Here is an 11,806-nt window from a genome sequence, read left to right as displayed (position 1 = left end):
ATACCATTTAAAATTACTCCTTGTGTTGTGTGCGACATACCTTTACAGCTTAGCTGAGAAGTGAATTAACTGCGTATGTGCACCTATAGCACATTCAGCGCCTAGCTCTCTTGTGGTGGATACGGGTTCTGCTTTAATAACGTGGCCAAGTGAACACAATTAAGCGCCAGGCCTGCCGTAGCGCTCTGAGTCGCTTCTGGTGTCTTCTCAAAATCCTTGAGGTCGACTCCCTGCATGGCTTCACCCACCCAATAGGTGCATGCGTTGGCAGGAAGGGTAAAACCAACGTCGTTTAGCCCCTGAAACAGCTCGGCAACAATATGATGAGCGCCATCTTCATTACCTACCACCACGACACCGGCGACCCGACCATACGAGACCATTCGTCCCTGCTCATCGGTTTCGCCAAGAAACGCATCCAGTCGCTCTAATACACGTTGACAGATACTGGAGTGATGGCCCAACCAGATAGGGCTACCCAGGATGAAGATATCGGCATCCAGAATCTGCTTTCGTATTTGCGGCCAATCATCACCCTCACCTTCATCCGATGTCACACCGGGCTTAATATTAAAATCCGCAGCACGGATTTTCTCGCCAGTGACGCCATGGCGCTCAAGCGCTGCCAAGGCCTCGGATATAAGTCGATCACAAGAAGACGCTGCGGGTGATGCTTTAAGCGTACAGTTGATAGCCAAGGCTTTTAACGACATGAGACTCTCCTTTTATGCGGCTTGGGGTGTCAGTGCTTGCGAAGCTTGGGGGTTATCTGCCGGGCGAACTGCCGAAACGAGGCTTTAACCGTACCCAGGGCGTCGGGGTCGCCGTGCAAAAGCGCTGACATATAGGCTTTCGCCTGCTCGGGCTTTATATGCGGCGGGATCGGCGGAACATCAGGGTCAGTTATAACTTCCAGCACAACGGGGCGGTCAGCACTTAAGGCCAGCTCCCAAGCATTCGCTAGCATCTCGGGATCGCTGACCTTAATGCCCTTGAGCCCAATAAGCTCGGCATATTCAGCATAGGGAAAGTCAGGGAGATCCTGCGAGGCTTCATACTTCGGGTCGCCTTCCATTACCCGCATCTCCCACGTTACTTGATTAAGGTCCTGGTTATTAAGCACCATAACGATCAAGCGTGGGTCCGCCCACTGCTGCCAATACTTGGCAATGGTAATTAACTCCGAATTACCGTTCATCTGCATGGCCCCGTCCCCAACCAGCGCAATGGCCACCCGTTCGGGATAAGCGAACTTGGCGGCTATCGCATAGGGAACGCCATTTCCCATCGTGGCAAGTCCACCAGAAACCGATGCCATCATGCCACGGCGTAATTTGAGATCACGTGCGTACCAGTTAGCAGCGGAACCGGAATCGCTGGTCAGAATGCAGTTATCAGGCAGGCGCGGCGACAGCTCCCAAAAAACACGCTGCGGGTTAACCAGGTCAGCCTCCGCCATGGCACGCTCTTCAAGCACTTCCCACCATTGGGCAACACTTTTCTCAATATCTTGACGCCAACCACGATCTGTTTTCTGCTCTAAATAGGGCAACAGCGCTTGTAAGGTAGTCGCGCTATCACCCACGAGGTTCACCTCCATTGGGTAACGCATACTCACCTGGCGCCCATCAATATCGATTTGTACCCCCCGGGCCTGCCCCTCCTCCGGCAAGAATTCCGAATAGGGGAAGCTTGAGCCAATCATCAATAGCGTGTCGCAGTTGGCCATTAACTCCCAGCTTGGGTTAGTACCCAGTAACCCGATAGATCCGGTAACGAAAGGCAAGTCGTCAGGAAGCACTGCACGCCCTAGTAGCGCTTTAGCGACACCAGCGCCTAGCCTGTCAGCCACCTGAATAATCTCATCGGTCGCATTCAAAGCCCCAGCACCCACTAGCATCGCCACTCTCTTTCCTTCATTTAACACTTGGGCGGCTTGGCGCAAATCATTGTCATGAGGCACGGTAATGGGGCTTGAGTAGCCCACGCCCGAATGCACAGTACCGTGAGCATGCGCAGGTGTTTCAACCGCAGGCTGGGACTGAAGGTCATTGGGAATGATGATAACCGTCACGGTCCGCTCGGCCAGGGCTATACGGATAGCGCGGTCAATAAGGTGGCGTATCTGAGCTGGGCTGGTCGCCATATGCACGAATTCATGGGCGACGTCTTTGAAAAGCGACACCAAGTCGACTTCCTGCTGATATTCACCGCCCAAGGCCGCACGTGCTTGCTGGCCAACAATGGCAACGACTGGCTGATGATCTTTTTTGGCATCGTACAAGCCATTAAGCAGATGAATGGCGCCAGGCCCGGAAGTCGCGGTACACACACCCACTTCCCCCGTAAACTTGGCATGAGCACACGCCATGAATGCCGCCATCTCCTCATGACGGGCTTGCACGAACTCGAACTGGTCACCCGCTCGTTGTAATGCCCCCATGATGCCGTTGCTGCCATCCCCCGAATACCCGAAAATACGTTTAACCCCCCACTCACCCAAACGTTGAACCAGAAAATCACCTACCCGCTGCTTACTCATTTAAGCCTCCATGGCAAAGCTACGCCTTAGCTCGTCACTTTCATATAAATGTTCACTAGGCCTATAGGTATAGATACGGGTATCAGCAAAGGTCAACTTGGCAGGGCTTCTTGTTAATTATTATTAAACAACAACCTGTAGAGTAGGCTAGCTTGGTTGCTAAACGGTCATGTTTATTTTTTAAATTCTCATGGATTACCCACCATAACGAAATGTATGCCTCGCACCTGAGAAGAATTTACACTTGGGCAAGGCGAACCCAACGTAACCGACGATATAATCCAGATATACGTTATTTACTTTTACGCTTAAAGCAAGAAGCCCGACCAGAGGCCGGGCTTTAACGTTGCATCCTTGTACACTCCGCAAGCTTCCTGCCTGCCCATCCTTAGGGAGTCTTCCTGACTCACTACTCCTTGCTGAACATCCTTGTCCAGTGGGTTGAGATTGCCACACTAAAAATGGCCTGTAAGTAACATAGTATAATTGATAGTAAAAACGCACTTATTTATTAACCTTCAGTAACTCTGTTAGTTAGCCAACTAGCCAAACAATGAGGCCACCTGCTAATCCACTTCGGGTTAAGTAGTAGAAACTTAGCCATAAGTAGTTATAACTATAATCTTATTTATCATACTTATTGAGGGCGCCATGCACTCTAATACAAATTAACAATAAGAAACCTTCTTTTGATTTAAAAATAGTATGTAACATTAGATGAAAAAAGGCCTATAGTCTTTCATCACCCGTATTCGGGTTGATACATAACTCATGGAGGAGAAAGTGATGATCGCTGTTCATCAGGGTACCAAAATTGCGTTTTCAGCTATTTACCGGCGTTTGGTTATCAACCAGCTTATTAACCGTGTCGACAGCCTTGAATTTGAAAAATATGGGCTTATCGCCGAAAACAAGATATTGGCTACTGAAAACGCCAAGCTACGCAGGGCATTAGCAGAGCAACATAACGATGTAGCGTGACATTTAGTTCTGCGACCCTTGGCTAGCCGTAACGACGTCTAGGCCAAGGGTGGCGGAGTCCATGAGAGTTTTCAGCCACAAGCGGTTCAATCAAACTTTCTTTTTATCTCCGGTAATTTCATCGGTGACTTTTCGCAATCCCCTTTCAATCGGATGCTCATCATCATTATCACCTGTCACGCTAAACTCTGAGTTCGCCCCCCCGCTGTATATTTCTGCACCACAAGTGCCACACGTTGGGAGGGCATTTTCCGTATCGTTTGCGTCGGCGATATATTCCTTACCACATTTCTGACACTTATCGACATGTTCCATGGCCATTCTCCTTTTTCCTATATCACTTCAACCTTAGAAGAAAGAAATGGTTCCATAAAGTCCGGGCAAGCCGATAACCACGCAGAGTGGTCCTATTGCATCAGACTACCGCCCGCGTCGTCGTCAAGCGCGATTCCCTGGACGCCTATCTCCGACTCTAATGACAACAGGTAGTGGCGCAATGCGCGCCGCGTTGCCTGTTCCTCCAGGTGATGGCGAACACGTTCGGTAACGGCTTCGTAAGGCAGCAACTGCCCTTCCTCGCGGGCATCAACCACCACCAAGTGCCAACCATAGCGGGAGGCAATGGGCCGCTCATGAAGGCCGTTGGGTAAGTGGTGTAGCACTCGGTCAAGTTCAGCAACCGTTTGCCCTTGGGCCAACCAGCCGAGTTCCCCACCTTGGGTGTTGGAAGGACACGCTGAGTGGCGCTGGGCAAACTCCGTAAAGCGCGCAGGATCGTCCTTCAATGTTTCCAGCAGTGTTACGCCTTGCTGATAGTGTGCATCCCGAGCCACAGCATCTTCAGGCGCCGCAGCCAGCAAAATATGACGCACCTTTAAGCGTGTGGGCTCACTAAAACGCTCGGGGTGGTGCGCATAAAAGCGTTGGCAATCTTCGGTGCTGGGCTCCGGCACGTTCAGCGCTTGCTCTAGAAGCTGTGCAATCACCTTGTCATCCGCTGTTTCATTATCAGCCAATAACCCTTGCGCCTGGGCCTGCTGACACAGCAGCTCACGGACAACCAACGCCCGCGCAGCCTTAAGCTGGGCACTCCCCGCACTGTCTGACGGGTGATACTGCATTTCATGGGCAATGTCGCTTTCTTCAATAGCGCGGCTACCCACCTGTATCAATGGTAGCGTGGCTTCACTGGGCAGCGCTTCGATATCAATCATTTGCATAACAACTCTCCTGATAAATAAGCGCTTAGCCGCGTTTACGCACTAATTGATAGCGCCGGGTCAGATAACCGAAAGGCGCGCTCCATACATGCACTAGCCGAGTGAAAGGGAACAACAGGATAATGGTTAGCCCCAAAAAGATATGCAGCTTGAATATCCAGGAAACATCTTGCAGATAGTTCGCTGCGCCGCCGTTAAAGAACACAATGGCCTGTGCCCAGCTTGCCAACGTCAGCATCATTTCGCCATCCATATGGCCCAGCGTGAAGAAAATGGTCGTGAGCCCAAGGCATGCCTGAATAAGCAAAATAGCCAGAATCAGCGTATCCATTTTACTCGATGAGGCGCGCACACGTGGATTGAACATCCGCCGATAAAGCAGCATCGCCCCGCCGATCACACACAACACGCCGGCAATACCACCAATCACCACGGCAAGCAGTTGCTTGGTGCTAGGGAGAAGAAAGTGCTCATACATCCAGTGTGGGGTAAGCAGACCAACCAAGTGGCCAAAAAAGATGGTAATGATGCCGATATGGAAGAGATTGCTGGCCAGGCGCATGTTTTTGGTCGACAGCATCTGGCTGGAGCCGGTCTTCCAGGTGTACTGCCCGTAGTCAAAACGCACCAGGCTCCCAAACAGAAATACGGTACCGGCGAGATAGGGATAGTAGCCGTAGATAAAATACTCGAGGTAAGTCGTAATAGCGGACATTGAGATTCTCCTGTTAACGACCCATTGCCGGAGGCTGGGCTCCGGGAGAGAGAATGCGAACGGCATCGTGTTGAACACCCTGCTTGCGTTCAGCCAAGCGACGCCCTTCGGCAGATTGCAACGCACAGTCCTCGTCGGATGCCGCAGAAAAACGTACGGCTTCCTCTTCCCATACGGCATCCAGCGCTTCGGGGGTATTGTCAGGCTTTTCCGCCTTCACAACGGGGCGATGCGCGTTTATGTCCGCTTCGGCGCCGATGAGCGCCAGCAGCGCATGGGTCACCAGGGCATAGTCGCTATCACGCTCTTCCAGGCGAGCGGCAAGTAGCGCCAGAATATGGCGAATATTGCCAATCCAGCGGGCCATTTCCGCATCGCTTCGCGTGGAGAGATACTCCAGGAACAGCGGTAAATAGTCAGGAAGCTCCCGGGCGTCTAGCTCAAAACCCGCCTTTCGGTACTCATCCATGAGATCCACCATGGCCTGGCCACGCTCTCGTGATTCTCCGTGTACGTGTTCAAACAGCAGCATCGATGTAGCCCGACCCTGTTCGAAAAGCGCGACATACTCGGCTTGAAGGCTTAAAAGCTCGCTATCGGCAATTTGCTGACACCAACTCATCAAACGTTGGCGTAACGAAGCGGGCCAGCGATTCTCCGCGGCCACGATCTCGACAAGCTCCCCTACGGCCTGCTGCAATTCAGCGGTTGGGTAGTCAAGCAACCGCGACAGTACACGCAGGCTGCGCATGGTCTGTTGCTCTGGGGTCAAGAGCGGTTCTGCCAGATTACTCATGACGAGCCTCCTCGGATTGCGCCTGCGGATCAAAAACATTGACCGGTTTCACCATCGTGCTCTCAATAGGCCGACCGTTGAACAGGTTCGGCGTGCTCTCGCCGTTGCACCCGTCACCAAAGGTGAATCCGCACCCACCCCGTTCCGGGAAGGCGTCGCGCGCCATCTCGCGGTGACTGGTTGGAATTACGAACCGATCTTCATAGTTGGCGATTGCCAGATAGCGGTACATGTCCTCCACCTGAGCAACGCTTAGACCCACATCTTCCAGCACGCTGATATCCGCTTCTCCTTCAACATGCTTACCGCGCATATAAAGGCGCATCGCCATCAAACGCTTAAGCGCGAGCACAACGGGGGCTTCTTCCCCGGCGGTCAGCATATTGGCCAAGTACTTCACCGGGATGCGCAGCGACTCAATTTTTGGCATCACGCCATCGAACTCGACCTTACCCGCTTCGGCCGCAGACTGAATGGGCGACAGCGGCGGTACGTACCAGACCATGGGCAGCGTGCGGTATTCAGGGTGCAGCGGAAGCGCCAGCTCCCAATCAATGGCCAGCTTGTAGACGGGCGATGCCTGAGCGGCCTGAATGACGTTGTCGGGAATACCGTCTTTCTTGGCTTGGGCAATAACCTCAGGGTCATGAGGGTCCAGGAAGATGTCGCGCTGACGGTGGTACAAGTCCTGCTCGTCGGCGGAGCTTGCGACTTCCTCAATGCGGTCGGCGTCATAAAGCAGAACACCCAAATAGCGAATACGCCCCACGCAGGTTTCTGAGCAGATGGTTGGCTGGCCCGACTCAATACGCGGGTAACAGAAAATGCACTTCTCGGATTTGCCGCTTTTCCAGTTGTAGTAGATCTTCTTGTAGGGGCAACCGGAAATACACATCCGCCAGCCGCGGCATTTATCCTGGTCAATCAGTACGATGCCGTCTTCTTCACGTTTGTAAATGGCGCCACTGGGGCAGCTTGCCACGCAGGTTGGATTAAGGCAGTGCTCACACAGGCGCGGCAGATACATCATGAAAGTGTTTTCGAACTGGCCATAGATATCTGCCTGCACCTGTTCAAAGTTGATGTCCTTGCGACGCTTGGCAAACTCGGTGCCCAGAATTTCCTCCCAGTTAGGGCCCCATTCAATTTTCTTCATACGCTCGCCAGAGATCAGTGAACGCGGGCGGGCTACCGGCTGGTGCTGGCCGGGCTTGGCAGTGTGCAGGTGCTGGTAATCAAAGGTGTAAGGTTCGTAGTAGTCATCAATAGCGGGTAAGTCGGGGTTGGCGAATATATTGGCCAATACACGCCATTTACCGCCAATGCGTGGCTCGATCTTGCCATCACGGCTGCGCATCCAGCCGCCCTTCCACTTGGCCTGGTTTTCCCACTCTTTGGGATAGCCGATACCCGGCTTGGTCTCAACGTTGTTGAACCAGGCATACTCGACACCTTCGCGGCTAGTCCAGACGTTTTTGCACGTTACTGAGCAGGTGTGACAACCAATGCAATTATCAAGGTTGAGGACCATGCCTACCTGAGAGCGAATTTTCATTTCACGGCCTCCTGAACGTCATCCTGGCCTTCACCATCCAGCCATTCGATATGCTTCATCTTGCGTACCAGCACGAACTCATCGCGGTTCGAGCCTACGGTTCCGTAGTAGTTGAAGCTGTAAGCGAGCTGGGCGTAGCCGCCGATCATATGAGTGGGTTTAGGGCAAACACGCGTCACAGAGTTATGAATACCACCACGCGTGCCGGTAATTTCCGAACCGGGGACGTTCACCTGACGCTCTTGGGCGTGGTACATCATCACCATGCCATCCTTAACGCGCTGACTGACCACGGCGCGGGCAGCAATCGAGCCGTTGGCGTTATAAACCTCTATCCAGTCGTTGTCTTGAATATCGATATCGGCAGCATCACCTTCGGAAAGCCACACCACGGGGCCACCGCGATTCAGCGTCAACATCAGCAGGTTGTCGGAGTAGGTGGAGTGAATCCCCCACTTTTGGTGCGGTGTCAGGAAATTCAGTGCCTTGCTTTTGAAGCCGTTATCCTCGGGCAGCTTGAAATTTTCCGCGGCGCGGGTATTGATCGGTGGGCGATACACCAACAGGCTTTCGCCGAAGTCGCGCATCCAGGCATGATCCTGATAGAACTGCTGACGGCCACTGACCGTGCGCCACGGAATCAGCTCATGAACGTTGGTATACCCGGCGGTATAGGAGACGTGCTCATCCTCCAGGCCCGACCAAGTGGGGCTGGAAATGATCTTGCGCGGTTGCGCCACGATATCGCTAAAGCGGATTTTTTCATCCTCTTTAGGTCGTGCCAGATGCGAGTGGTCGCGCCCGGTAATTTTGGAGAGTGCCTCCCACGCCTTGAGTGCTACCTGGCCATTGGTTTCTGGCGCCAGCGTCAGTACGGTTTCTGCCGCGTCAATAGCGCTTTCGATGTTCGGGCGCCCTTTTGCCGGGCCTTCATGCTTAACGTGATTCAGTTTGCTGATCAGTTCTATTTCGCTATCCGTGTTCCAACTGATGCCTTTGCCACCATTACCGAGCTTTTCAAGCGCCGGGCCAAGTGAGGTAAAACGCTCGTACGTGGCGGGGTAATCGCGCTGTACTTCTATCAATGCAGGCATGGTTTTGCCGGGGATGGGCGCGCACTCGCCCTTTTTCCAATCCTTTACATCTATCTGCGCAAGCTCGCCCGGGGAGTCGTGCTGCATGGGGAGCGTGACTAAATCCGTCTCTTCGCCCAAGTGGCCCACACACGCTTTCGAGAACGCCTTGGCGATGCCTTTATAAATATCCCAATCGCTGCGCGACTCCCAGGCAGGATCGGTGGCAGCCGTTAGCGGATGGATAAACGGGTGCATGTCGGAGGTATTAAGGTCGTTCTTTTCATACCAAGTCGCCGTGGGTAGCACGATGTCCGAGTAGAGGCAGGTCGTCGACATACGAAAATCGAGCGTGACTAATAGATCAAGCTTGCCTTCAGGCGCCTCGTCGTGCCATTTGACCTCTTCTGGCTTCTGCCCGCCAAAATCGCCCAGGTCTTTACCCTGAATGCCATGCCGAGTCCCCAGCAGGTACTTGAGCATGTATTCATGCCCTTTACCGGAGCTACCCAGTAGGTTAGAACGCCAGATAAACATGTTACGCGGGAAGTTCTGGGGGTTATCCGGGTCTTCGGCAGCAAAAGAAAGCTCACCGGCTTTTAATTGCTGAACGACATAATCCTTGGTGGCCATGCCGGCGTCTTTGGCCTTACCCGCCAAATGCAGCGGATTCGTGGTTAGCTGAGGAGCAGACGGCAGCCAGCCCATACGCTCGGCGCGCACGTTGTAGTCGATCAGGCTGCCGGTGTGACGGCGTGGGTCAGCCAGTGGCGAAAGAATCTCTTTGATCTCAAGCTTCTCATAGCGCCACTGCGAAGAGTGGTTATAGAAGAATGACGTTGAGTTCATATGACGCGGTGGGCGCGTCCAATCAAGCCCAAATGCCAAGGGCAGCCAGCCCGTTTGGGGGCGCAATTTTTCCTGGCCCACATAGTGTGCCCAGCCGCCGCCGCTCTGGCCAATACACCCGCACATGATCAGCATATTGATCAAGCCGCGGTAGTTCATGTCCATGTGGTACCAGTGGTTCATACCGGCACCCACGATAATCATGGAGCGCCCACGTGTCTTGTGGGCATTATCGGCAAACTCCCGCGCGATACGGGTACACTGCTCGGCCGAGACACCGGTAATTTTTTCCTGCCAAGCGGGGGTGTAAGGTTTTATCTGGGCATAGTCGGTAGCGCCATCGTCCTCACCCGCTTGACCAAACCCTCGGTCGATACCGTAGTTGGCACACATCAGGTCAAAGACCGTCACCACCAGCACGCTGCTGCCATCGGCTTTTTGCAGCCGTTTAGCGGGCAGGCTATGGAACAAGCGGTCGCCACTTTCGCCTTCTACATGCGCAAAGTGCTTATGCTCGATACCGCCGAAATAGGGAAAGGCCACGCGCGCGATGTCGTCATGGCGCTCGTCAAGGCTCAAGAGAGGTGAAATCTCAACGCCGTCGGCATCCAAAGGCTCCAGGTTCCATTTACCCTGGTGAGCTTCTTCTTCCCCCCACCGGAAACCAATAGAGCCCTGCGGGACTACCAGCTGATCACGTGCGTCATCCCAAACCAGTGTTTTCCACTCAGGATTATTGTCCTGCCCCAAGTGATCAGCAATATCACTGGCGCGCAGTTGGCGCCCGGGCACAAGAGAGCCATCATCGCGTGGCTCCAGCTCGACCAGGCAGGGCATATCGGTATACCGGCGCACGTAATCGGTAAAGTAGGCGCTGGGATTTTCAAGATGAAACTCTTTGAGAATGACGTGGCCCATGGCCATGGCGAGTGCTGCGTCGGTGCCCTGCTTGGCAGAGAGCCACTCGTCCGTCAGTTTGGAAACCTCGGCGTAATCGGGGGTAATGGAAACGGTTTTGGTGCCCTTATAGCGAACCTCAGTGAAGAAATGGGCGTCTGGCGTGCGGGTCTGAGGCACATTCGACCCCCAGGCAATGATATAGCCTGAGTTGTACCAGTCGGCAGATTCGGGAACATCGGTTTGTTCGCCCCACGTCATCGGCGAGGCGGGTGGCAAATCGCAGTACCAGTCGTAAAAGCTCATGCATACGCCGCCGATTAACGACAGGTAGCGGCTACCGGCGGCGTAACTGACCATCGACATGGCAGGGATAGGCGAAAAGCCAATGATGCGATCAGGCCCGTACTGTTTGGCGGTATAAACGTTGGAAGCCGCGATTAACTCATTAAGCTCATCCCAGTTGCCACGAACAAAGCCGCCCATGCCGCGGGCGCGTTTGTACTCTTTTGTTTTGGCCGGATCTTCAACAATCGAGGCCCAGGCCTCTACCGGGTCGCCTTTTTCACTTAACGCCGCACGCCAAAGCGCCAACAGCGGTTTACGGATAAGGGGATACTTAAGGCGGTTAGCACTGTAAAGATACCACGAGTAGCTCGCCCCTCGAGGACAGCCGCGAGGCTCATGATTAGGCAGGTCGGGGCGTGTACGTGGGTAATCAGTCTGCTGAGTTTCCCATGTCACCAGGCCGTTTTTGACGTAAATTTTCCAGCTACACGAACCGGTACAGTTAACCCCGTGGGTAGAGCGGACGACCTTGTCGTGTTGCCATCGGCGGCGGTAACTGTCTTCCCACTGGCGGTCTTCCTGGCGAACTTCGCCGTGGTCATTGGCAAAAGGCTCGCGCGTTTTGCGGAAAAAATTTAGCCGGTCAATGAAATGACTCATGGTCGATCTCCCTGGCGCCAAAAAGAAAGCAATGCCTAAACAGGCGTCTTGGAAATCGATTCTGAGCGATTAAAACGGCAATATCTGCCAGGTTACCTCCATATAACCCCACCCTACCTCTTAAGGGATACGCGGCTAAAGACCACAGGCGACGACGTTTCATTCATGGCAGTAAATCAGACAAGATAGCGATGAAACTCCGTATAACCCCTCAGCGAAAAGAGGTGTTT

Annotated in this window: 9 protein-coding genes; 1 reads left to right on the top strand and 8 read right to left on the bottom strand. The window is 53.5% G+C overall.

Annotated elements, in window-relative coordinates:
- Positions 1–101: 101 nt before the first annotated feature.
- Both ACT3T6_RS14275 and ACT3T6_RS14270 read right to left on the bottom strand, forming a co-directional pair.
- Positions 102–713, bottom strand: a complete 612-nt coding sequence (locus tag ACT3T6_RS14275) for a flavodoxin family protein (RefSeq protein WP_193054574.1) — start codon at positions 711–713, stop codon at positions 102–104.
- 29 nt (positions 714–742) lie between these two features.
- On the bottom strand, positions 743–2,542 hold the full coding sequence (locus ACT3T6_RS14270) for a thiamine pyrophosphate-requiring protein (protein ID WP_193054575.1): 1,800 nt from the start codon (positions 2,540–2,542) through the stop codon (positions 743–745).
- Between the two features lie 786 nt (positions 2,543–3,328).
- On the opposite strand from ACT3T6_RS14270, the gene ACT3T6_RS14265 reads away from it, so the two are divergent.
- Entirely contained in the window at positions 3,329–3,523 is a 195-nt protein-coding gene (locus ACT3T6_RS14265; RefSeq protein WP_193054576.1) for a hypothetical protein, read from the top strand.
- Between the two features lie 90 nt (positions 3,524–3,613).
- Here ACT3T6_RS14265 and ACT3T6_RS14260 read toward each other — a convergent pair whose 3' ends face one another.
- The 6 genes from ACT3T6_RS14260 to ACT3T6_RS14235 form a co-directional block, all read right to left on the bottom strand.
- Entirely contained in the window at positions 3,614–3,838 is a 225-nt protein-coding gene (locus ACT3T6_RS14260) for a hypothetical protein (protein ID WP_172116663.1), read from the bottom strand.
- Positions 3,839–3,930: 92 nt separating this feature from the next.
- Positions 3,931–4,743 (bottom strand): peptidylprolyl isomerase, encoded by an 813-nt coding sequence (locus ACT3T6_RS14255; RefSeq protein WP_193054577.1) that lies wholly within the window; start codon positions 4,741–4,743, stop codon positions 3,931–3,933.
- 25 nt (positions 4,744–4,768) lie between these two features.
- On the bottom strand, positions 4,769–5,458 hold the full coding sequence (narI, locus tag ACT3T6_RS14250) for a respiratory nitrate reductase subunit gamma (protein WP_087105405.1): 690 nt from the start codon (positions 5,456–5,458) through the stop codon (positions 4,769–4,771).
- 13 nt (positions 5,459–5,471) lie between these two features.
- Positions 5,472–6,254, bottom strand: a complete 783-nt coding sequence (gene narJ / locus ACT3T6_RS14245; RefSeq protein WP_193054578.1) for a nitrate reductase molybdenum cofactor assembly chaperone — start codon at positions 6,252–6,254, stop codon at positions 5,472–5,474.
- Entirely contained in the window at positions 6,247–7,809 is a 1,563-nt protein-coding gene (narH, locus tag ACT3T6_RS14240; RefSeq protein ID WP_193054579.1) for a nitrate reductase subunit beta, read from the bottom strand. The genes narJ and narH overlap by 8 nt, the downstream gene beginning before the upstream one ends.
- Positions 7,806–11,576 carry a nitrate reductase subunit alpha gene (locus ACT3T6_RS14235; RefSeq protein WP_193054580.1) on the bottom strand — a complete coding sequence of 1,257 codons (3,771 nt, stop codon included), beginning with the start codon at positions 11,574–11,576 and terminating at the stop codon, positions 7,806–7,808. Before ACT3T6_RS14235 ends, narH begins: the two co-directional genes overlap by 4 nt.
- Positions 11,577–11,806 lie beyond the last annotated feature (230 nt).

It is taken from the genome of Halomonas sp. 72, assembly GCF_052379785.1.
Classification (GTDB): Bacteria; Pseudomonadota; Gammaproteobacteria; order Pseudomonadales; family Halomonadaceae; genus Vreelandella; species Vreelandella citrativorans.
The sequence above is the reverse complement of the archived record's forward strand: the minus strand, read 5'-3'. Positions and strand labels throughout refer to the sequence as shown.

Coding starts and splice junctions, on each gene's coding strand:
- ACT3T6_RS14275 (WP_193054574.1), bottom strand. CDS start 713: ATGTCGTTAAAAGCCTTGGCTATCAACTGTACGCTTAAAGCATCACCC.
- ACT3T6_RS14270 (WP_193054575.1), bottom strand. CDS start 2,542: ATGAGTAAGCAGCGGGTAGGTGATTTTCTGGTTCAACGTTTGGGTGAG.
- ACT3T6_RS14265 (WP_193054576.1), top strand. CDS start 3,329: ATGATCGCTGTTCATCAGGGTACCAAAATTGCGTTTTCAGCTATTTAC.
- ACT3T6_RS14260 (WP_172116663.1), bottom strand. CDS start 3,838: ATGGAACATGTCGATAAGTGTCAGAAATGTGGTAAGGAATATATCGCC.
- ACT3T6_RS14255 (WP_193054577.1), bottom strand. CDS start 4,743: ATGCAAATGATTGATATCGAAGCGCTGCCCAGTGAAGCCACGCTACCA.
- narI (WP_087105405.1), bottom strand. CDS start 5,458: ATGTCCGCTATTACGACTTACCTCGAGTATTTTATCTACGGCTACTAT.
- narJ (WP_193054578.1), bottom strand. CDS start 6,254: ATGAGTAATCTGGCAGAACCGCTCTTGACCCCAGAGCAACAGACCATG.
- narH (WP_193054579.1), bottom strand. CDS start 7,809: ATGAAAATTCGCTCTCAGGTAGGCATGGTCCTCAACCTTGATAATTGC.
- ACT3T6_RS14235 (WP_193054580.1), bottom strand. CDS start 11,576: ATGAGTCATTTCATTGACCGGCTAAATTTTTTCCGCAAAACGCGCGAG.